Annotated in this window: 21 protein-coding genes and 1 pseudogene; 17 read left to right on the top strand and 5 right to left on the bottom strand. The window is 39.6% G+C overall.

Annotation, left to right across the window (positions count from 1 at the left end):
* Positions 1–86: 86 nt before the first annotated feature.
* Positions 87–1,256, top strand: coding sequence for a c-type cytochrome biogenesis protein CcsB (gene ccsB, locus ACHZEU_RS02835; RefSeq protein WP_404803994.1), 1,170 nt, complete (start codon positions 87–89; stop codon positions 1,254–1,256).
* 208 nt (positions 1,257–1,464) lie between these two features.
* Here the strand turns inward: ccsB and ACHZEU_RS02830 are convergent, their stop codons facing one another.
* Together ACHZEU_RS02830 and ACHZEU_RS02825 are read right to left on the bottom strand one after the other, a co-directional pair.
* Positions 1,465–2,655, bottom strand: coding sequence for an amidohydrolase (locus ACHZEU_RS02830; RefSeq protein WP_279494866.1), 1,191 nt, complete (start codon positions 2,653–2,655; stop codon positions 1,465–1,467).
* A 13-nt stretch (positions 2,656–2,668) separates the two neighbouring features.
* Positions 2,669–4,198 carry an AbgT family transporter gene (locus ACHZEU_RS02825; protein ID WP_048394502.1) on the bottom strand — a complete coding sequence of 510 codons (1,530 nt, stop codon included), beginning with the start codon at positions 4,196–4,198 and terminating at the stop codon, positions 2,669–2,671.
* 150 nt (positions 4,199–4,348) lie between these two features.
* Between ACHZEU_RS02825 and ACHZEU_RS02820 the strand changes: the two genes are divergently transcribed.
* The gene (locus tag ACHZEU_RS02820; protein WP_048394501.1) at positions 4,349–5,647 is read left to right on the top strand and encodes a hypothetical protein; all 1,299 of its coding nucleotides are present in this window, start codon (positions 4,349–4,351) and stop codon (positions 5,645–5,647) included.
* Between the two features lie 131 nt (positions 5,648–5,778).
* On the opposite strand, the gene ACHZEU_RS02815 is transcribed toward ACHZEU_RS02820, so the two are convergent.
* The 3 genes from ACHZEU_RS02815 to ACHZEU_RS02805 form a co-directional block, all read right to left on the bottom strand.
* Positions 5,779–5,979 (bottom strand): cold-shock protein, encoded by a 201-nt coding sequence (locus ACHZEU_RS02815; protein ID WP_004230248.1) that lies wholly within the window; start codon positions 5,977–5,979, stop codon positions 5,779–5,781.
* A gap of 229 nt (positions 5,980–6,208) precedes the next feature.
* Positions 6,209–6,832 carry a response regulator transcription factor gene (locus tag ACHZEU_RS02810; protein WP_326141383.1) on the bottom strand — a complete coding sequence of 208 codons (624 nt, stop codon included), beginning with the start codon at positions 6,830–6,832 and terminating at the stop codon, positions 6,209–6,211.
* Entirely contained in the window at positions 6,810–9,002 is a 2,193-nt protein-coding gene (locus ACHZEU_RS02805; protein ID WP_347724020.1) for an ATP-binding protein, read from the bottom strand. Before ACHZEU_RS02805 ends, ACHZEU_RS02810 begins: the two co-directional genes overlap by 23 nt.
* A 285-nt stretch (positions 9,003–9,287) precedes the next feature.
* Here ACHZEU_RS02805 and ACHZEU_RS02800 point away from each other — a divergent pair, with 285 nt between their 5' ends.
* The 15 genes and pseudogenes from ACHZEU_RS02800 to ACHZEU_RS02730 all read left to right on the top strand — a co-directional run bounded on the left by ACHZEU_RS02800 (position 9,288) and on the right by ACHZEU_RS02730 (position 21,453).
* Positions 9,288–10,115 carry a hypothetical protein gene (locus ACHZEU_RS02800; protein WP_404803993.1) on the top strand — a complete coding sequence of 276 codons (828 nt, stop codon included), beginning with the start codon at positions 9,288–9,290 and terminating at the stop codon, positions 10,113–10,115.
* A 47-nt stretch (positions 10,116–10,162) separates the two neighbouring features.
* Positions 10,163–11,140, top strand: coding sequence for a thymidylate synthase (locus ACHZEU_RS02795; RefSeq protein WP_404803992.1), 978 nt, complete (start codon positions 10,163–10,165; stop codon positions 11,138–11,140).
* A gap of 148 nt (positions 11,141–11,288) precedes the next feature.
* Positions 11,289–11,510 (top strand): hypothetical protein, encoded by a 222-nt coding sequence (locus ACHZEU_RS02790; protein ID WP_259955504.1) that lies wholly within the window; start codon positions 11,289–11,291, stop codon positions 11,508–11,510.
* Positions 11,511–11,555: 45 nt separating this feature from the next.
* A complete protein-coding gene (locus tag ACHZEU_RS02785) occupies positions 11,556–11,762 on the top strand; it encodes a hypothetical protein (RefSeq protein WP_036080672.1) in 207 nt (68 codons plus the stop codon).
* A gap of 105 nt (positions 11,763–11,867) precedes the next feature.
* A complete protein-coding gene (locus tag ACHZEU_RS02780) occupies positions 11,868–12,281 on the top strand; it encodes an Rrf2 family transcriptional regulator (protein ID WP_048394490.1) in 414 nt (137 codons plus the stop codon).
* 70 nt (positions 12,282–12,351) lie between these two features.
* Positions 12,352–12,981 carry an NAD(P)-dependent oxidoreductase gene (locus ACHZEU_RS02775; protein WP_257961058.1) on the top strand — a complete coding sequence of 210 codons (630 nt, stop codon included), beginning with the start codon at positions 12,352–12,354 and terminating at the stop codon, positions 12,979–12,981.
* Positions 12,982–13,136: 155 nt separating this feature from the next.
* Entirely contained in the window at positions 13,137–14,555 is a 1,419-nt protein-coding gene (gene aspA, locus ACHZEU_RS02770) for an aspartate ammonia-lyase (protein WP_004230240.1), read from the top strand.
* 159 nt (positions 14,556–14,714) lie between these two features.
* A complete protein-coding gene (locus ACHZEU_RS02765; protein ID WP_048394485.1) occupies positions 14,715–15,959 on the top strand; it encodes a methyl-accepting chemotaxis protein in 1,245 nt (414 codons plus the stop codon).
* 468 nt (positions 15,960–16,427) lie between these two features.
* Positions 16,428–16,730, top strand: coding sequence for an urease subunit gamma (ureA, locus tag ACHZEU_RS02760; RefSeq protein WP_036080666.1), 303 nt, complete (start codon positions 16,428–16,430; stop codon positions 16,728–16,730).
* A 15-nt stretch (positions 16,731–16,745) separates the two neighbouring features.
* Positions 16,746–17,114 carry an urease subunit beta gene (locus ACHZEU_RS02755; RefSeq protein WP_016992588.1) on the top strand — a complete coding sequence of 123 codons (369 nt, stop codon included), beginning with the start codon at positions 16,746–16,748 and terminating at the stop codon, positions 17,112–17,114.
* Positions 17,111–18,826 carry an urease subunit alpha gene (ureC, locus tag ACHZEU_RS02750; RefSeq protein WP_404803991.1) on the top strand — a complete coding sequence of 572 codons (1,716 nt, stop codon included), beginning with the start codon at positions 17,111–17,113 and terminating at the stop codon, positions 18,824–18,826. The genes ACHZEU_RS02755 and ureC overlap by 4 nt, the downstream gene beginning before the upstream one ends.
* Before the next feature lie 53 nt (positions 18,827–18,879).
* Positions 18,880–19,325: pseudogene (locus ACHZEU_RS02745) on the top strand (urease accessory protein UreE).
* Positions 19,267–20,007 (top strand): urease accessory protein UreF, encoded by a 741-nt coding sequence (locus ACHZEU_RS02740; protein WP_231595761.1) that lies wholly within the window; start codon positions 19,267–19,269, stop codon positions 20,005–20,007. Before ACHZEU_RS02745 ends, ACHZEU_RS02740 begins: the two are co-directional and overlap by 59 nt.
* Positions 20,008–20,024: 17 nt before the next feature.
* A complete protein-coding gene (ureG, locus tag ACHZEU_RS02735; protein ID WP_404803990.1) occupies positions 20,025–20,654 on the top strand; it encodes an urease accessory protein UreG in 630 nt (209 codons plus the stop codon).
* Positions 20,647–21,453, top strand: a complete 807-nt coding sequence (locus tag ACHZEU_RS02730) for an urease accessory protein UreD (protein WP_404804564.1) — start codon at positions 20,647–20,649, stop codon at positions 21,451–21,453. Before ureG ends, ACHZEU_RS02730 begins: the two co-directional genes overlap by 8 nt.
* Positions 21,454–21,465: the final 12 nt, after the last annotated feature.

The following is a 21,465-nucleotide window of genomic DNA, read 5'->3' as shown; positions in this document are numbered from 1 at the left end:
AAGGGAAAACATGGCACTTCTTACACGCTATAACGTTCTTACTATTTGGAGGCATATTCCGAAAAAGAGACGTTGGAGGGATTCTATTGAATCAAGAAAGTTTATTATCCATTAGTAGCAATGCCTTATTTATTGCCTTTATTCTACTACTCATTGCTATTGTGCCATTAGGGCTAGCAGTCAAATCAAAGAGAAAAACATTCGGTAAGCTAGGACTATTGCTCACTTATATAGCCTTTGCCCTACAGCTCGTGTACTTTGTTGTCAGATGGGTGGCGGTTGACCATGCACCTGTCAGTAATATGTATGAATTTATGACGTTCTTTGGCATCATGCTTACAGGAAGTTACTTAATTATCCATTTCTTATATAAGCAAATCGTGGTAGGCTTATTCACGATTCCTGTATCCTTAATCATCCTTGGTTATGGAAGCGTTTTCGCGAAGGAAGTATCGCCGCTTGTTCCATCATTACAAAGTCACTGGTTAACAATTCATGTCATGACCGTGGCCTTTTCTAGTGCCATTTTATCTGTATCCTTTGCTACAGGTTTAATTTACTTATTAAGAACGCTGGATGTTTCCAAAAAATCTATCAGTACATACGGTCTTGAGTTTGTGTTGTATTGTTTGGTGGTTGTCATTGGCTTTATTGGCGTATCGACGTTTTTCAGCCTTGCCACAGAAGATGTGCAGGTACAATTCGATAATGCACAGGGACAGCAAGAAAAAGCCACTTACTCCATGATGCCCCTGATTGTCAGTAAAGGAGCCGTCACCGAGAAGGGTGAAGCAATCGGTGGTGTCGAAATCACAAATAAAATAGATGCCAAGAAATTAAACTCGATTGTCTGGGCATTTATCGTGGGTACTATTTTATATGGTGTCATTCGATTCATCACAAGAAAATCAGTGAGTGCCTTATTAAAGCCATGGACAAGCCGCGTACAGCCACAATTAATGGATGAGATTTCCTATCGCGCAGTTGTTATCGGCTTCCCATTATTTGCATTAGGTGGCCTGCTATTCGCCATGATTTGGGCGCAAATTGCCTGGAGTCGCTATTGGGGCTGGGACCCGAAAGAGGTGTGGGCATTAATTACCTTTTTATTCTACGCAGCCTTCCTCCATTTCCGCTTATCCAAAGGCTGGGAAGGAGAAAAAACAGCCTGGTTGGCCATCATCGGCTTCGGCATTATTGTGTTCAACCAAGTATTTGTCAATCTAGTCATTGCCGGCTTACATTCCTATGCCTAGTTAAAGGTAGGGGGTCTTGACTCCTAAGTGATCCTGACTGAGTGAGGAGGAGCCCGCTCTAAAGTGAGGAGAGAGCGCTCAAACTAGTCAGGTAACTGCTCCAACTAGTGAGAGAACCTCTTAGCTTTGGCCATCCTTTTCTTCTTATTAAAATATTCAACCGAAAAAAGCATTACGAAATGCATGTAGCACTTCGTAATGCCTTTTATTAATTATTTTTTGCGAAATAGTCTAGCGTTGCTTGACCTAAAACGTTGGCGGCAATTCGTAATGAGCGCTCGTCGATATCGAATTTCGGATGATGGTGTGGATAGACTTCCTCCCAATCAGGGTTTTTCGCCCCTGTGAAGAAAAACGCACCGGGGATTTCCTCTAAGAAATAGGCAAAGTCCTCACCGCCCATATTTGGATCAACTATTTCAACAGTCTCAACATCTGCAATTTTCTCTGCGGACGCCATTATATGCTCAGTCTCTGCATCATGGTTCACAACAGGCGGATAGCCTCGCACATATTCATACTCGTAATCGGCTTTTGTTAAATAACAAGTTGCCTTTAAAAGCTCTTCGATTTCATGCTCTAACAAACTACGCTCCTCCTCGTGGAAAGTGCGCACCGTACCCTTCATGTACACTTGATCAGCAATGACGTTGAATGGATTTAATGCCTCAATATGGCCAATTGATACTACTGCTGGACGTAATGGGTTGATGCGACGTGCCACAAGCTGCTGTAAATTTGTAATAAACTGAGCTGCAAGGACAATGGAGTCCTTGGTGTCACTTGGGTTTGAACCATGGCCGCCCTTGCCTTTTATCGTTATATAAATACCATCTGCTGCAGCCATTAATGGTCCTTTAGCTGTTTGCACTTTGCCAAGATCAGTGGGTGCCCATAAATGTGTCCCAAAAATAACATCTACACCTTCTAAGCAGCCATCCCTAATCATCGAAATAGCTCCACCTGGCGCAAGCTCCTCAGCATGTTGATGAATAAAGACGATTGTTCCTTCTAAATCATCCTTCATTTGATTAAACGCCTTCGCTAAGATTAAGAGGGAAGCTGTGTGTCCATCATGGCCACAAGCATGCATACGCCCTTTAATTTTCGATTGGAAAGGTAAGCCGGTTTCTTCCGTAATGGCTAAAGCATCAAAGTCTGCTCGTAACGCTACTGTTTTCCCTGGTTTTCCACCAACTAACTTTGCCACAACTCCATTGCCACCTACACCTTCACGAACCTCATGACCTAATGCACGATGAAAGGCAGCAATGGTTTTTGGCGTTTCAACTTCCTCAAAGGAAAGCTCAGGATTTTCATGGAAATGACGACGAAGCTGTATTGTCTCTTCTTCATATTGTTTTAATAAATCTGCTAACTGTTGTTGTAATGTTGTCATTCTCTAACACTCCTTATTTTAAGTAAATATAATCTCCAGGGCCAAGCGGTAAACCTAGTAGGAACCAAATGGCGAAGAGGATAATCCAACCGATTGCGAAAAACACCGAGAACGGTAATAAAGAAGAGATAAGCGTACCAATTCCGATATTTTTATCATAGCGCTTTGCAAAAGATAGTAAAATCGCGAAATACGGTAACATAGGGGTAATTGGATTTGTAATCGAATCCCCTACACGATAGGCCATCTGCGTAACCGCTGGGGAATAGCCTAAGTATAAGAACATTGGTACGAAAATTGGTGCAAGTAAAGCCCATTTTGCAGAAGCACTGGCGATTAATAGGTTGACAAAGGCACATATTAAAACAAAACCTATCATCATTGGTAAACCTGTAAAATTCAATGCTTGTAAAAGCTCTGCACCTTTAATGGCTAAAATAGAACCAATATTGCTCCAGTTGAAAAAGGCAATCATTTGTGAAGCGGCAAATGCTAATACAATAAATGGCGCCATATCTGCAATGGATTTAAAAATTTTCTCCGCAACTTCCTTATCGTTTTTAACCTCCTTCGCTGCTATCCCATAGGCAAGCCCAGGTAATAGGAAGAAGAATAACATGATAGGTACAATGCCTGCCATGAAAGGTGAGTTTAAAAAGCCACCTGTGGCAGGATCACGTAAAAGACCGTTCGACGGTATGACTGTAAAAGCAATGACTAAAATATAAACTAGCGTTACGATTCCAGCCCATTTTAATCCTCTCTTCTCTAAAGCTGTCAATGGCTCTAGCTTTTCAATTTCACCGTGAAACGAACCAAAGCGAGGCTCTGTAAACTTCTTTGCAACCCATGTACCAATAATGACTAATAAAAACGTCGAAGCAATTAAGAAATAGTAGTTCATCGTTGCACGACCAGTGTACGCGGGGTCTGCTATTTGTGCTGCTGATTCTGTAATCCCTAATAATAATACATCTAGAGAGCTAATTAATATGTTCGCACTGAAGCCTCCAGCTACAGCTGCATATGTAATAATTAAGCCTGCTAATGGATTTCGACCAATACTCATAAAAATCATGGCTGCAATTGGTGGTAAAATGATAAATGCCGCGTCAGCCGCTAAGTTACCAACTAAACCTGTAAAAATGATAAAAGGTACAATTAATTTTGTAGGTGCTGACATCACAATTTTCTTCATGACAGCTGAAATTAAGCCTGTTTGCTCAGCTAAACCAATACCAATCATTGTCACGATTACTAGCCCTAATGGAGCGAAGCCTGTAAATGTTGAAACCATCTGCGTTAAAATTAAGATAAGTCCTTCTTGACTTAGCAGATTTTTTACTTGAATGACATCTTCGGTCCCAGGTTGAACTGCTGAAATACCGAGCATGGATAAAACCCATGATAAAACTAGTACTATACCTGCTAGAATAATAAATAACGTGATAGGGTCCGGTAGCTTATTACCTGCACGCTCGATTTTATCTAACATATTGTCAATCCAAGATTTTTTCTTAATTGTTTGTGAATTCCCTTGCATAAATTTCATCTCCTTTTATACTTTATTAGACTTAACCTTTAAAAATCCAATGTCTCTATTTTAAGACATCGAAAATCTATGTCCTTTATACAAAGAAACCATATTTTCTGACTATTTTCAATATTTATTTTTTATTAAGGAGCTATATGTATGTATAAAATTAATGTTTTTACCGCTAAACGCTCACTTTCATGGGTTCAACAGCTTGAAAAAATTAAACCCTCTTTTTGTGAATTTCATTACTATGCTTATACTGATTTTGAACATTTGAATGAGCTTTTAGAAAAGTATTTGGAAGGGGGAGATGGAGCGCTTTTTAGCGGACAAATTCCATATTTTTATGCTCAAACGCATTTTCAAGAAGCAACGGTACCCATGCATTATTTTGATATTTCAGAGCGTGATTTTTACCGTACCGTTACGGAGCTTTTTTATGAGAAAAAGATTGCTATGAATCGCATTGCCATCGACTTTTGCTATGAGGAAAACGGCTATTTGGGCATTCATGAATGGTCGATAGGAAAAAAACCTTATCTTTTTAGCCAAACGATGAGCGAGTACGCAAGTAGCGATATTGTCGATAAAGCTGCTGAATGGCATCTACAATTGCATAAGGAAAACAAGGTTGATTTGAGCTTTACCCGCATTGCAGAAATACGTGAGCGCTTAGCTGATCAAAATATACCATTTATCGCTTTTTACCCGTCTCAATATGCAATGCAATTAACATTAGATCATTTTCTCAATCAACTGCGAATTCGACAGCTTAACCAAAATAAAGTAGTGGTAGTGCATATTTTAATTCCGATAGATAAATCGAATATAGAAGACCTAGAATATCGGCAAATTGCCTTATATAAAACTATATTAGATTTCAAACAACTGTATGCTAGCTCATTTATCGTACATCGTGAGGCATCGTTTATTGCAATTATCACGACGTATAAGCAATTTTTAAGTACAACGAATCGTTATTCACATTGTCATTTAGTTGATTTTTTAAATGAGAAGCTATCGTTTCCTGTCAGAATAGGGTGGGGAATTGGTGACTCTCTAATTGAAAGTCAGGAGTTTGCTAAAAAAGCCGCAACCCTCTGCTCCTCAAAGGAAACACAGGGATACATTATTGAAAATTCACGAGAAATCGGGCCTTTACTATATGGAACGATGCTACAGTTTGACGATGAAAAACAACAGCATCTAAAAAATTTAAGTACGACATATGATATTCCCTTATTACAATTACAAAAAATAGAAGCGATGCTGGAAAAACTAACGACAACGATTGTTAGTGGGGAACTGCTCAGCACACATCTTGGCATTACGGTACGCTCTGCAAACCGCATTTTAAAGCAGCTCCATGAGAAAAATTTAGCACACGAATTACCAAGCAACACGTCCACCACACGTGGACGCCCAAAAAAGTATTATCAAATTCATTTATATTAGTCAGGATGGAATGGCTCATACGGTGGGGCTACCTGTGCAAGTTGATAGGATGAATAAATCCTGACACAGGAAAAAAGAGACATCCATTTACGAATGTCTCTTTTTATATGCACGTCTATGTTAAGTGAAGATTATAGTTTCACTACATTCGTTGCTTGAGGTCCACGGCTGCCTTCTTCTACGCCGAATTCAACTTTTTGGCCCTCTTCTAAAGTTTTGAAGCCATCAGATTGGATAGCTGAGAAATGTACGAATACATCATTGCCACCTTCAACTGCGATGAAGCCAAAACCTTTTTCTGCGTTAAACCATTTTACTGTACCTTGTGTCATGTAAACACCCTCCCAAAAAAATTCAACAATCAATTGCTTCTATCACATATAAAAAACGTATTCAAAAGCTCGTATTACTTTTGAATACGTGTTTTTAATCATAGCAATGAAGTAATGTAATTATTACCCTTATTATAGTACAGAATTGTTTGTATATCCAGTAAATTCCGTTTTTAGTAAGGAAAAATTTACATTTGTAATCTAATAGTAAAGAAACGCTATTTCCTCATTATTTAATCCATGCTTTTTCCTTCGCAACAATGACCGCCTCTGCCCGCGATTCTACATTTAGCTTGACGAATAGCTTCGATAAATAGTTCTCCACCGTGCGCTGGGTGACACCAATTGCAGAGGCGATGGCTTTATTTGTACAGCCTTGGGCAACGAGCTGTAGTATTTCCTGTTCCTTATCGCTCAGTAGAACCTCCTGCTGCACATTCGGCAGGTTGGTGCGTTGCTGAACAAAGTCTAAGAAATCGGCTGCTAGTAAAATCTCACCTCTTATGGCTGCTTGAATGGTTTGGATTACTTGCTCCTTTGTCGCTAGCTTTGATAATAGACCGTCAATTTTTTTCTCAATCAATAGCTCATAATAATCGGAAAGTTCGTAGCCTGTGTAAAGAATAATCAATGCATCTGCTTGTTTTTTCTTAATCATCTCTGATAGTTGAATGCCGTTGATTGGCTTCATATTGATATCAATGAGAAACAACTGAAAGGTAGCTGTATCCATTCTTGATAAAACGGCTGCGCAATCCTGTTCTGTTTCGATTTGAACATTGGCTAAATCCTGCAACAATGTTTTCGTACCATCTAAAACGACAGGATGGTCATCTATAATAAGTATGTTCATCATATGAATCCCCGTCCTCTTGTATTTGTATATAAATATGCATGCCCTCGTTAAGGCTCGATTGAATGGTAATGTCACCATTAAAAGCACGGACACGTTCGCGAATGCCATTAATGCCCATTGATGCAGAGGACTGTATTAAATCGTCAATGTCGCAGCCTATACCATTATCATCGTATCGAAGGATAAAGCCTTGAGGGATTGCTTGTAATTGAAGCGAAACCTCTGTTGCTTCGGCATGCTTGATTGCATTATTTAACAGCTCCTGAACAAGACGATAGACTACGAGATGCAGGGTGACATCCTGAAATTCTACACGATCAATTTGGGCGCTTAATAAAAAATCAGCCCTTATTTTTACCTTTTGAATGAGTTTTTTTAATGCCATTTGTAAACCAAAGGTATCCAATAGTGGGGGACTTAAGTTCTCGCAATATTCTCGTAAGTCCTTCGTTGCATTCAATAACTGCTCGCGTATAGCTAGCACGGTCTCCTTCTGAATAGTAGGGGAGCCAGCTAGGACATCAAGCTCTCTGGCTAAATGAAGCTGCTCCTGCAAAATGGTATCATGTAATTCCTGTGCTAAAATACTCTTTTCCTTCTCAATAATATTCCATAGCAATTTATCGAGCCAAGGAAGCGGTGTATCACTGGTATTTTTTATATGCTGAATTTCACGCACTAAATCCTCAATTTGCTGTAAGTTATTGATAAACATGGACACATACAGTGCAAGCAATTCTAACCAAAGCAGCTCTTCCTTTTGCAGAGCATGGCGTATTTCTAACATAATCTTTTCCTCACCAGCATCATGTAACAGTAATTGCGGATAGTAGCTTACATGCTGTGGAGAATCGTCTGTTATTGTCCGGATATGAAACGCTGTGGTTCCAAGCTTCTCGGTGATTTCATATTTAAAACGATCCAATAATTCTTGTTGGTTTTTTGCTTTGCCCATACGCTGAACGGCTGCATATAAATTATGTACATAATTTCCAGTAGAAGAGAAGATAATTTTTCGATACTTAAAATCAATGCGTTCTTTTATATAAAAGCTTGCAATGATCACCATAAAGACAAGTAAAAAAATACTTGTGACATGGACGATGGATAGCTCCCCCATGAATAACAGGGCAATCCCTGCTGTCAACAGAAGCGCACTGAAAAAGGCTAGCGTTGAATAATAGCGTAATCGTGATAATTGGTATTCAATATCGAATAATCGTTCGTTCACCTGAATGAACAGAAAAGAGAACGGAATAAATAATAAAAATAATGCGGCGATTTCAGCGTGTAATATCGGCTTATGTCCTAATATTTCAGGTGTAACGAAGAATAATAAAAAGGGTAAAAACGGCACGATAAAGGCAAGCGCAATTAAACGAATTTTGGCCAATTTAGTACGTAAATAACTCGTTACTAAAATAAAAATTGCATAGACTACCAGGACAGCAAATAAACTTAGGTTCAATATAGGTGTGAACTCACGTAATGATGGCTCAATTTCCTCCATTAGATAAAAGCCAGGGATGAACAGTATTAATAAGTACAGCCATTTGCTGTGAGGGTAGGTCCACTTAATTTGTAGGTATTTGAAAAAGTGTTGTAAAAAGTGAATAAAGAGAACCATGCATAAAATAATACAGCTACTAATGACAAACATCCCAATCATATTTCCTCTAGCTGATGCGCCAGTACTGATATAGGCGGTCGAACAAGTTAATAAAAATAGGATCAATAAAAACGTTGAAAGATTATTTTGATTGCGTCGCCAAACATAAAGTGCGACACCAAAAGCTAGGAAAAAATAAAAGATAGGGAACAAAATTTGCAAATATAATTCTTCTGGCATGTCTCGATGTTTGACAGCAATGGTTTGAATACTCTTATCAGCCTTTTGGATCGTTAATGCATTGGCGCTTCTAACGATCATTTGCTGTTGAACGTAGCGATTCTCCATGGCTGGCTGCCCATCGATAGCCACAATAATATCCCCTTTTTCAATATTTTTTTGCTCTGCCCATAGAGGGTAATAGCTATCCACAAAAACAGGCTGACCGTTTGTCGTATCGAGAGTGAGACTCACAAAGGGTGTTTTGATGGTAATACCTAACACATAAATACCGAGTATTAAGTATGTAAGAAAAATACAATAAGTACATTTTTTCATTGTTAAACCTCTAATTTGCTTATGATCATAATCTCCTATATATTATCGCTAATTATTGATAAATTTGGAATACCGAAATAACGAGTTTCGGAAAACCACTATTGTTTTTTCGGAATAACGAAATAGTGTTTTCGGACATGGCTATGATAGGGTAAATTTAATCATTAGTGACGAATAGGGGGACTTCTGCGTGAAAAAAGGCATTTTAACACTTTTACTTTTTTTTCTCATCGCTATGATCACCATTCCATTGACCACGAACCATTGACCACGAAGGCCAAAACGGTGAATCAGGATAAAGTCGAGGTAGAAATTGGTCTCATAGGTAGTGATCATCATTTTGTCTATAAGATTCCGAAGCATTTACATAAGGATATGCCCTATACAGAAATGAAAAATGGCATTCAAGCTTCCTTAGCTAATCATTGGAAAATTGGTGAGACTCGTTATGAGGCCAATAAATCCGATGTTGCCTATACCTTTTATATTCAGGATTTATTTCAAGAAAAGCAGGATGGTCAGCTAAAAGTAGCCATTCCCTATCGTCATCTAGTAGGGATGTTTGGCGAGCAAGATCCTATTCAATTGCGTATTTTAGCAAGTAAATTATCCAAGTGGACTGTCAATACAAAGGATTGGACAGCGCTTGGCTTTATGGAGCCCTTTACTTTTTTAAGTGAACGTGAATATGTCTATGAGGGGGCAGTCCAAGAGTTATTAAACCAAAGAGTGGGCCATTTTGATGGCACCATTCAAAAAAGTCAGTTGCTTTTATACAGTGTCATTTATTTTTGCTTTATGGCTATCCAACTGCTTGCTTGTCTTATTTTATCCAGGCGGTTAAAAAGGAAAATCATTAAAAACCCAGACAATATGCATCAGTTCCGTAAACTCAATTACCTGTATCAATTGGTGCCGATTTTGATCATTGTCGCACAAATCGTGTTCCTTGTATTATCGGGTCTGATTACAGCATTTGGATTATACTTTAGTCCTGGCATTGATTTATTAGTGATTGTTGGACCTGTTTTATTAAATATCATCCTGCTGCCCACTTTTTTTGTCACAACAGAGAATGAAATTTCAAGGGAGCTCAACAATAATTCGTTGTGAAATGGTATAATGATCAACAGCAAACTTGAAGGAGCTGTTGAAGAAAAATGACGCATCCAGAATTCGCGTACTTAAATTTACTACAACATATATTAGAAAATGGCACAAAGAAAGAGGACCGAACGGGGACAGGTACATACAGTGTCTTTGGGTATCAAATGCGTTTTGATTTAAGCAAAGGTTTTCCTCTTCTAACGACAAAGCGTGTGCCCTTTAAGCTTGTAGCAAGTGAATTATTATGGTTCATTAAAGGGGATACCAATATCCGTTACCTATTGCAGCATAATAACCACATCTGGGATGAATGGGCATTTAAAAAATGGGTGGAATCTGATGAGTATAAAGGTCCTGATATGACAGATTTTGGTCGACGCTGTTTAGTAGACGAGTCATTTAACGCATTGTATCAAAAAGAACTTGCCTCATTTTGTGAACGTGTCTTAACAGATGATGACTTTGCACAGCAATATGGAGATCTCGGAAATGTCTATGGCAAACAATGGCGCCATTGGACAACCTCTGATGGCGATAGCCTTGATCAGCTACAGGATGTCATTCATCAGATTAAGCATCAACCTGATTCACGCCGTATCATTGTCAATGCATGGAATCCTGAGGATGTCATTAATGCGGGCGCAAAGGGCAGTAAAGCTGCATTACCACCGTGCCATGTGATGTTCCAATTTTATGTAGCAAATGGTAAATTAAGCTGCCAGTTAATGCAAAGAAGCCTTGATACATTATTAGGCTGTCCATTCAATATTGCGTCTTACGCCTTATTAACACATTTGGTTGCACATGAGTGTGGCCTAGAGGTTGGCGAATTTATTCAWAGCATTGGGGATGCACATATTTATGCAAACCATGTGGAGCAAGTGAAAGAGCAGCTATCACGTGAGCCAAGAAACCTACCAACATTGCACATCAATCCAAATAAAGCATCCATCTTTGATATAGAGCTTGAGGATTTATCGATTGAAGGATATGATCCACATCCTGCGATTAAAGCACCAATTGCCGTATAATGCTAACAGCAGCCATTTTGGTTGCTGTTTTTTTCAAACAAAGATCTAGGTCTAACTATTTGTTTTACGAAATAGGCAAGTAGTTGGATGACTGGATGAAAAGAAATTAATTATAGTTATTATGGTATAATTAGCATTATTTGGTATAATGGGAATAGTCCATTATATTGTAGGGGTGATAGTTGTGAAAAATACAATGGTACTTCTAGTAGATGAATATGATCGACAGCAAAGCGAGCCAGAACAAAGCATGGGTTCTGTGCAACATGCATATTCTTGTAACAAGATCGAATTGTCGCAGCAGCAAATTCAAGAAATGATGCAAATCATCGAAGAGATTCGTTTGAAAGGTTATAAAGATACACTATAAATGTAAGCGCCTCCTAAGCTATAATGGCTATGGAGGTGATTTTTTATGAACGTTATTTTTATCGATTCTTATTCTGGGGAAGAGCTGCTACATATGGTGTCACAAGATGTAGCAGGCATTTTGGCAGCAGCGCAAGGAGAAAGTGTGACATTTCCTGTAGGTCACTTTAAATATGAATTTCATAATTTAGATTTTTATGAGGACAACGGTCAAATACGACAGGAATTAGTCATTTACGTAAAAAAAATATAAGCGATACATTAGCAACAGCATAACGGGGAACAATATATACAGGTGACAGGGCTTGACTTTTTTGTACACCTGTAACTATAATAGTTACAACWGGTGGTGATACATATGGTGAACAGTCGATTTTCGGTGGCGATCCATATTCTTTCGCTCATTGCTACAACCTCTGATAAAAGTCTCCTTACGTCCGATTTTATAGCTGGTAGTGTGAATACCAATCCAGTAGTCGTAAGAAGAATGATTGGTGTGCTAAAAAAAGCTGGCTTACTTTCTTCTCATTCTGGCATGGCTGGCTATGAGCTATTAGTAGAGCCAAAGGATTTAACACTGCTAGCGATTTATCAGGCAATTGATGGGCCAGAGCAGTTATTTGCCATTCATGATGAGCCCAATCCAGCGTGTGCAGTAGGTCAAAAAATCAAGCATACATTAGAGGGTGTCTATACATCTGTGTGGCTGGCAATGGAAGAGCAATTACAAGCACAGACGCTACAGGATGTGCTAGATCAGCTTCGTACTTAGACGGAGATGGTCTTCTTGTATCTAACCTGTAACTAAAATGGTTACAACTAAACCTTAGGAGGAATAAATCATGAAAATTGCCGTAATTGGTGCAACAGGAAAAGCTGGACAAAAAATAGTAGAGGAAGCGGTACAACGTGGTCATGAGGTCACAGCCATCGTTCGTTCAGCAGCAAAAGTGACAGCTGCTATTCCAGTAATTGAAAAAGATGTGTTTGATGTGACGCAAGATGATGTAAAAGGCTTCGATGTCGTTGTCAATGCATTCGGTGCTCCAGCTGGACAAGAAGATTTACATGTCAAAGCTGGTCGTCATTTAATCTCGATTTTCCAAGGTATTCCTACAAAATTAGTGGTTGTAGGGGGAGCGGGCAGTCTATTTGTGGACCCAGAGAAAAAAGTGCGTGTGATGGATACACCAGATTTCCCAGCCATTTATTTAGCAACAGCGCAAAATCAAGGACAAAACCTACAGGATTTACAACAATCATCCATTACTTGGACATTTATTAGTCCATCTGCATTTTTCGATCCAGAAGGACCACGTACAGGTCACTATACAGCAGGAGTCGACCACTTATTAGTAAATGAGGCGGGGGAAAGCTATGTCAGCTATGCCGATTACGCAGTGGCTGTCGTCGATGAATTAGAAAACCCTCAGCACGTTAATAGCCGTTTCACAGTAACGTCAAATAAATAATAAAATGCAACCGAGCGTAGGAAATGCGCTCGGTTTTTTGTGATTTTTTTGCTTTTTTGAAGGATTTTTTTCGTTTACAGAAAAATGACTGTTTACAATACGACTTTTATTAGCTACTATCAAGTGTGAGTATTACATAAAAGGAGACGACAATAATGTCAACACAACGAATAGAAAAAGATTTTTTAGGTGAGCGCGTATTACCAGCAGAGGCGTATTACGGAATTCAAACACTACGTGCTACGGAAAACTTCCCAATTACAGGCTACACAATTCACTCTTCACTTATTAAAGCAATGGGGATTGTGAAGAAGGCAGCTGCATTAAGTAATATGGAAGTACACCTATTATCAAAAGAAATTGGTGAGGCAATTGTCGAAGCAGCGCAAGAAGTGATTGATGGCAAATGGGATGCTGAATTTATTGTAGACCCAATTCAAGGTGGTGCAGGTACATCCATCAATATGAATGCCAATGAAGTCATCGCTAACCGTGCCCTAGAAATTTTAGGGAAAGAAAAAGGTGACTATCACACAGTAAGCCCAAACAGTCATGTCAATATGTCACAATCAACAAATGATGCTTTCCCAACAGCTATTCATATCGCTGTGTTAAATTTAATAGATGAATTATTAGTAACGATGGATTATATGCAATCCGTTTTCCATCAAAAAGCAGAGCAATTTGCTCATGTCATTAAAATGGGACGTACGCATTTACAGGATGCCGTGCCAATCCGCTTAGGACAAGAGTTTGAAGCTTATTGCCGCGTGATCAACCGTGACATCGTACGCATTCGTCAAACTCGTCCGAATTTATATGATGTGAACATGGGTGCAACGGCTGTTGGAACAGGCTTAAATGCCTTCCCAGACTACATTAAATCTGTTGATGAGCATCTTGCTGAAATTTCTGGTTTACCATTAAAAGGTGCAACGCATTTAGTGGATGCAACACAAAATACAGATGCCTACACAGAAGTATCAGGCGCTTTAAAAATCTGTATGATTAATATGTCTAAAATTGCTAATGACTTGCGTTTAATGGCTTCTGGTCCTCGCGCAGGCTTAGGAGAAATCCTGTTACCAGCTCGTCAACCAGGTTCTTCAATTATGCCAGGTAAAGTTAACCCAGTTATGCCTGAGGTGCTGAATCAAGTAGCCTTCCAAGTAATTGGGAATGACCATACAATTTCTCTAGCATCGGAAGCTGGTCAATTAGAATTAAACGTAATGGAGCCTGTATTAGTGTTCAACCTAATCCAATCGATTAGCATTATGAATAATGTATTCCGTGCGTTTACAGAAAACTGCTTAAAAGATATTGAAGCAAATGAAGAGCGCATGAAAGAATATGTAGAAAAAAGTGTAGGCGTGCTAACAGCAGTTAACCCTCACATCGGTTATGAAGTAGCTGCTCGTCTAGCACGTGAAGCTATTTTAACAGGTCGTTCAATTCGTGAGCTTTGCATTGAAGAAGGCGTCCTAACAAAAGAACAATTAGACTTGATTTTAGATCCATATGAAATGACACACCCAGGTATTGCGGGTTCTAGTATCATGAAATTAAAATAAAACGAGCAATTATGGACTGTAGACATGCCCTAAAAGGCTGTCTATAGTCTTTTTTTGTAGACCTTTTCTCATATAAAATAGAGCGTATCCTTATGTATTTTAGGATTATTCAACTATAATAATGGTATGGAAGACATATTTTAGTTGGGGGAATTTGTAATGAGTTTACGAAAAAAGAGTTTACTTGGCTTTTCCGTTTTAAATGTTTTAATGATCGTTATTTTATTTATCGATTTAGCCAATGTAACGACATTGGATTGGTTTTCTACCGTGTTAACGATTGTAGGAATTGCTATTACACTATCTTACACAGTGTATGTCCATTACAAAGTGATACAGCCTATCAAACAAATCACAGAGGCTGCACAAGGAATTACGGCAGGTCAATTAGATACCGTTGTCATTGAGGTTCGTGATAATGGTGAAATTTCTCAACTAGCACAATCCTTTTTAGAGATGCAGGAACAATTACGAACAATGACACAAAAAATTGCGCACAGCTCTACAGATTTATCAGCAAGCATCGAGGAATTATCTGCGAGTACGAATGAAATTACGCTTGCTGTGGAAGAAGTAGATCAACAAATGGAGAAGACGTCAGAGGGCTTGAAGCAAGCAGCACAATCGGCTAATGATAGTGCTAAATCTATGCAAGAAACCGTTGATGGCATTGAGCGAATTACAGTAGCCACACAAGATGTGTTTGTGCATGCAAAAGATGCTAGCGAGATAGCAGGAAATGGTGCAAATATTTTACATGTGGCAAAAGAGCAAATGCAATTTATTTCCTCTTCAACAGAAAAAACAAGTGGATTGATGCAGCAATTATCCCTTAAAATGTCAGATATTAAATCAATGACAGATATGATTACTACCATTACAGATCAAACAAATCTACTAGCATTAAATGCGGCCATAGAAGCAGCACGCGCTGGGGAGCATGGTAAAGGCTTCGCCGTTGTAGCTGAAGAAGTGCGTCAATTAGCAGAACAATCAAAGCACTCTGCTACGCAAATTGTGGATTTAGTTGTAGGAATAGAAAGTGATACAAAACAAGTAGCCTCATCAGTAGAAGATGATTTGAAAAATGTTCAACAAGGAGTGTATGTAATTGACGAAGCGACAAAATCATTTGGCACAATTTCACAGCATGTTAGTCAGATGACAAGTCAGCTAGAGGATATTTCGACGACAGCTGAGCAGCTTTCAAGTAGCGCCAATGAAGTGGCATCCACTGTGACAACCATCGCAGCTGGCATGGGCAAGCTATCGAATTATACAGAAGCTGTTTTACATTCAATGGATGAGCAAACAGCCTCAATGCAAGCAGTTAATCATGTCACACAGGATTTAAGTGTCCAAGCGGATAACTTACAAAAGTTAACAAATCAATTTCATGTCTAGGTAAGAAATTGATATTTTCAAGATTTTTTAGCCCTGAAATAACTATCACATATTAATAATTTTATAAGTTTTTTAGTATAATTTTTATCTTCCTGTCACACATTCGAGAAGAGGCTTTTTTACAGACGACAAATTTTCTGTAAAATATGCCTCTTTTTTTATTATTTATTTCGTAAACTTGTAAATTAACAGATAAATAAAAATGTTGAATTTTCTAATCGAGTTTCTTATAATGGACTAGCTGTTACCTCTATTACTCACTTCAACTATTGCAACCCGCACTCGCCGGGTCAACAAGTCATTTCTATTTCTCTTCGCATATCCCTTGCGAAATCATAATTTGTAAGACAACAACTAAATGTAACTAAAACTGAATCGTAAGACCATTACAAAAAATTGAAAGGAAGTCATGCCTCGAAAAAATATTATTGAAAGATAATTCTGAATAAAAGAAAGAGAGAGATTGGATTGAAGCTATCACCAGTTGAACAAGAAAAATTACTCCTCCATGTGGCAGGAGAACTTGCGCTGAAAAGAAAAGCTCGGGGCTTAAAGCTGAATTATCCAGAAGCTGTCGCTCTAATTAGCAGTTTTATTATGGAAGGTGCTCGAGATGGTAAAACGGTAGCACAGCTTATGAGTGATGCCAAGCATGTACTGACAGCGGAAGATGTGATGGAAGGTGTCGGGGACATGATTTCAGATGTGCAGGTTGAATGTACATTCCCAGATGGGACGAAACTTGTCACAGTTCACCGTCCAATTCAGTAAAAGGAGTGTTTGTGGATGATTCCTGGAGAAATTCGACCGAAAAACGGAGTGATTGAAATCAATGTGGGACGAGCAACGAAAAAGGTATTGGTGGCGAATACAGGTGACCGCCCGATACAAGTAGGTTCCCATTTTCATTTTATTGAGGTTAATAGATTTCTAGCGTTTAATCGACAAGATGCGATTGGTATGCATCTCAATATTCCATCAGGAACAGCTGTGCGTTTTGAACCTGGGGAAGAAAAAGAGGTGGAGCTTGTCGAATTTGGTGGTAAACAACATGTCTTTGGCTTAAATATGCTAACAGAGGGCTCTACCCACCATAAGGACGAAATTTTGGACAAGGCAATTGAAGGTGGCTTTAAAGGAGCGGAAGAAAAATGAAGGTAACACATGAAGCTTACGCGAAAATGTTTGGCCCCACTGTGGGCGATAAAGTCCGTTTAGCCGATACGGATTTATGGATTGAAATTGAGAAGGACTATACTTCATACGGTGATGAGGGGGTCTTTGGTGGTGGTAAATCACTACGCGTCTCAATGGGGCAAAATGGTAAAAATACACGCAATGAAGGTGTGCTGGATACAGTTATTACCAATGTCATGATTATCGACTATACAGGGATTGTAAAAGCAGATATCGGTATCAAAGATGGTCGCATTATCGGTATAGGGAAAGCAGGCAATCCGAACAGTATGGATGGTGTGGATCAGGATATGATCATAGGTGTGGGAACAGAGGTTTATGCAGGCGAAGGGCTTATTGCAACAGCAGGAGCAATCGACACGCATATCCATTTCATCAGCCCTGATCAGGTGGAAACAGCATTATTAGCAGGGACAACGACATTTATAGGCGGTGGAACAGGTCCAGCAGCAGGCTCAAAAGCGACAAGCTTAACGGCTGGTGAATGGCATCTGCATCGCATGCTACAGGCTGTAGAGGGATTCCCCATCAATGTTGGTTTGCTTGGAAAGGGTAGTGCATCTGATCCTGCGCCTATTATCGAGCAGGTTCGTGCAGGTGCGATCGGGTTGAAAATACATGAGGACTGGGGTGCCACACCAGCTGCACTCGATCAAAGTCTATCGGTGGCAGATGAATATGATATTCAAGTTGCCCTCCACTCCGATACATTGAATGAAGCAGGGTTTGTAGAAGATACAATCAATGCGATTGATGGCCGTGTCATTCATATTTTCCATACGGAAGGTGCGGGTGGCGGTCATGCTCCAGACCAATTAGTGATGGCTTCCTTACCTAATATTTTGCCAGCATCGACGAATCCTACGAAACCGTTTACGACAAACACGATTGATGAGCATTTAGATATGCTGATGGTTTGTCACCATCTAAAGCATGATGTACCAGAGGATGTGGCATTTGCAGATTCACGCATACGCCCAGAAACTATTGCAGCAGAAGATATTATGCAGGATTTAGGGATTTTGAGCATCATGTCTTCCGATTCACAAGCGATGGGACGTGTTGGTGAGGTCACAATCCGAACGTTCCAAACAGCAGACAAAATGAAAAAACAGCGTGGTCCATTACCACAGGATGAAGGCAAGGATCACGATAATTATCGCGTTAAGCGTTATATAGCAAAACTAAATATTAACCCAGCTATTGCCCATGGCATAAGCCATGAAGTAGGCTCGCTGGAAGAAGGTAAATTAGCGGATATTGTCTTATGGGACCCAGCGTTCTTTGGGGTGAAGACGGAAGTTGTCATTAAGGCTGGTATTGCTGTGTATGGCATAACAGGTGATCCAAATGCTTCCATTCCTACACCACAGCCAATGAAAGGCCGTCGAACATATGGCTTCTACGGTCAAGGGCCACAGCATTGCGGCATGACATTTTTACCGAAAATTGCTGTGGAMGAARGYTTGCCAGAAAAATTAGGCCTAAARCGAATGATTGGCACGGTTTCAAATTGCCGAAATAATCGTAAAGATGACATGAAGCTTAATAATGCCACTCCGMAGATTGATGTTAATCCAGAAACCTATGAAGTGAAAATTGATGGGGAGCTAGCAACATGTGAGCCAGTGGATGTACTTCCAATGGCACAACGCTATTTCTTATTCTAAGCACATGATATGAGTGTAACAGCGAATACAAAGAAAAAGAGGAGCTAAACCATATGTTAATAGAAAAAATTATTGGCAATATAGCGAATGAAGAAGAACATCCACAAAAGGCAACGGAATGGATTGAGCTAGAGTGGGAGGAATTAAGCAAACGCATTCTTCGCACAGCAACGGATCAAGGAACAGATATCGCTTTACGTATAGAGGGTGAAGAGCCTCTACAATATGGTGCCTATTATTCGAGGATGAGCAACGACGAATTGCAATTCGTACAAAATTGGAGCCAGTTATCGTCATTACACCAAAAGATATGTATGAAATGGGGAAAGCTGCCTTTGAATTGGGCAACCGTCATACTCCTAGCTTGATTGCAAACAATGAAATCATCGTACGAGCAGATCATACGATTAATCCATTATTAGATGAAATTGGGGTGCACTATGAAACAACTGAACGACGCTTCAAGCAACCGTTCAAATACCGTGGACACGCTCACTAATTTATCCTTATTACAATTATTGCAAATTCATGACTCCGCATTTCCAATCGGTTCCTATACACATTCCTATGGTATGGAAACGTATATTCAGGAAGATATCATTCGCACAAAGGAACAATTAGTTGAGTTTTGTCAGGTCTATTTATTTCACAATGTAGTTTACGGTGATGCAATTCTAATACAAGAGGCATTCCATGCAGCTAAAAGACGAGATGTTGCTCATCTTATTGAGCTCGACCAACTTTGTGGGGCAATGAAGCTAGCGAAAGAATCTAGAGATGCTAGTGTCAATGTAGGGAAGCAATTTATGCGAACAGTAGCCCCTCTAATGGAGAGTCCTTTTTTATTGCAATGGAAAGAGAAGATTGACCATGAAGAAGTAAAAGGCCATTATGCAGTTCTCTATGGGATTTATTGTGAAGCACTAGGTGTGAACGTTTTTCATGCAATCATGACCTTTATGTACGCATCAATTAGTGGTTTAGTGCAAAATGCTGTCCGTGCTGTACCCTTTGGTCAAAATACAGGTGTGCAAGCATTACATGAGCTATTAGCCTCTGTGGAGGAAGCAGCCGAAACGGTGTTGACGTTAACAATGGATGATCTAGCCAACAATGCACTAGGTATTGAACTGGCGTCCATGAAGCATGAGTTTTTATTTTCGAGATTATTTATTTCATAGAAAGCGAGAGGATATACATGAAACCAGTACGTATTGGTATCGGTGGGCCTGTTGGATCAGGCAAAACATCTTTAGTCGATCAATTAACACGGGTAATGCATGAGCATTACAACGTAGCCGTGATTACCAACGATATTTATACAAGAGAAGATGCACAGTATTTAATCACAAACGGCGTGTTAGCAGAGGAGCGAATTATTGGGGTAGAAACAGGTGGTTGTCCACATACAGCCATTCGAGAGGATGCCTCGATGAATTTTGCTGCGATTGATGATTTGAATAAAAGCTTTCCAGATTTAGATATTATTTTTATTGAAAGCGGTGGCGATAATCTATCGGCAACATTTAGTCCTGAGCTCGTGCATGGCTATATTTATGTGATTGATGTGGCAGAGGGACAGGACATCCCACGTAAGGGTGGTCCAGCGCTAACACGTTCAGATTTATTGCTKATTMRTAAAACATCACTAGCTCCTCATGTTGGGGTTGATCTTGAGCTAATGGATCAGGACGTGAAAAAAATGCGTGYTGGACGTCCATATATTTTTGCAGATGTTCGCTCCCAAACGAATGTAGATAAGGTGGTTGAATGGATTCAGCACCATTTGTTACTTGAAGGTGCCGAAGCAGTTGAAGAAGATGTTTAACCCTAGCAAAGTTAATCATTTTGGCAAATTAGAGATGGCCTTTGAACCGAGACGGGGCTATACACGACTGGTTCATGTGTACCAGCAACCCCCATTAAAGGCCAGTCGTGAACTTTACGAAGGCAATCATCCAGCAGCCACCGTTTTTATCCTGGAATCCCCAGGGGGCATGGTTGCGGGAGATCGCAATGAAATTACGGTTACACTAGCGCCAGATAGTCAGGTGAAGCTCAAGCAACAATCAGCATTAAAAATTTACCCTTCTCACAATGGTGAGTTTTGTACACAAGCTATAAAGGTGGAACTTGCAGAGCAGGCGAGATTAGAATGGCTCCCTGAAGTGACGATTCCATTTGAACGAGCAAAATTTCAGGTACATACAACCATTCGTATGAAGGAAAGCTCGACATTGATCTGGGGAGAAATTGTTGCTCCAGGTAGAGAAATGCGAGGAGAAATCTTTGACTATCAAACATTCCAATCCAAATACAAGATCTATGTAGAGGATACTTTGATAGCTTATGACTCGTTGCAGTTTAAGCCGCAGGAGATGAATTTTGCCGAAATCGGCTTGCTTGAAAAGGCACGCTATATTGGTTCTTTGTGGATTGTCTCTCCATCGGTTAACAAACTTCAAATAAGGGATTTACAGGATCAAATCCAACAGGAAAAGTCCCTTCAGGCGAGTGTGACAAAATTGACAGATCAAGCCATTCATTGTAGATGGCTTGCCAAGGAGCAACGAACACTTCACAAAGAAATAAACCGCATGTTCGAGTACATCGCAGCATTGCTGTAATTTCTGTTGTGA

This window comes from Lysinibacillus sp. S1 (genome assembly GCF_044986265.1).
GTDB classification, from domain to species: domain Bacteria; phylum Bacillota; class Bacilli; order Bacillales_A; family Planococcaceae; genus Lysinibacillus; species Lysinibacillus capsici.
This window is presented reverse-complemented; position numbering and strand designations above follow the sequence as displayed.

What these genes read in the sequence shown, in the direction of transcription:
- ACHZEU_RS02830 (WP_279494866.1), bottom strand. Translation starts at nt 2,655, where the DNA reads ATGACAACATTACAACAACAGTTAGCAGATTTATTAAAACAATATGAA.
- ACHZEU_RS02825 (WP_048394502.1), bottom strand. Translation starts at nt 4,198, where the DNA reads ATGCAAGGGAATTCACAAACAATTAAGAAAAAATCTTGGATTGACAAT.
- ACHZEU_RS02820 (WP_048394501.1), top strand. Translation starts at nt 4,349, where the DNA reads ATGTATAAAATTAATGTTTTTACCGCTAAACGCTCACTTTCATGGGTT.
- ACHZEU_RS02815 (WP_004230248.1), bottom strand. Translation starts at nt 5,979, where the DNA reads ATGACACAAGGTACAGTAAAATGGTTTAACGCAGAAAAAGGTTTTGGC.
- ACHZEU_RS02810 (WP_326141383.1), bottom strand. Translation starts at nt 6,832, where the DNA reads ATGAACATACTTATTATAGATGACCATCCTGTCGTTTTAGATGGTACG.
- ACHZEU_RS02805 (WP_347724020.1), bottom strand. Translation starts at nt 9,002, where the DNA reads ATGAAAAAATGTACTTATTGTATTTTTCTTACATACTTAATACTCGGT.
- ACHZEU_RS02790 (WP_259955504.1), top strand. Translation starts at nt 11,289, where the DNA reads ATGGGAATAGTCCATTATATTGTAGGGGTGATAGTTGTGAAAAATACA.
- ACHZEU_RS02785 (WP_036080672.1), top strand. Translation starts at nt 11,556, where the DNA reads ATGAACGTTATTTTTATCGATTCTTATTCTGGGGAAGAGCTGCTACAT.
- ACHZEU_RS02780 (WP_048394490.1), top strand. Translation starts at nt 11,868, where the DNA reads ATGGTGAACAGTCGATTTTCGGTGGCGATCCATATTCTTTCGCTCATT.
- ACHZEU_RS02775 (WP_257961058.1), top strand. Translation starts at nt 12,352, where the DNA reads ATGAAAATTGCCGTAATTGGTGCAACAGGAAAAGCTGGACAAAAAATA.
- aspA (WP_004230240.1), top strand. Translation starts at nt 13,137, where the DNA reads ATGTCAACACAACGAATAGAAAAAGATTTTTTAGGTGAGCGCGTATTA.
- ACHZEU_RS02765 (WP_048394485.1), top strand. Translation starts at nt 14,715, where the DNA reads ATGAGTTTACGAAAAAAGAGTTTACTTGGCTTTTCCGTTTTAAATGTT.
- ACHZEU_RS02755 (WP_016992588.1), top strand. Translation starts at nt 16,746, where the DNA reads ATGATTCCTGGAGAAATTCGACCGAAAAACGGAGTGATTGAAATCAAT.
- ACHZEU_RS02740 (WP_231595761.1), top strand. Translation starts at nt 19,267, where the DNA reads ATGAAACAACTGAACGACGCTTCAAGCAACCGTTCAAATACCGTGGAC.
- ACHZEU_RS02730 (WP_404804564.1), top strand. Translation starts at nt 20,647, where the DNA reads ATGTTTAACCCTAGCAAAGTTAATCATTTTGGCAAATTAGAGATGGCC.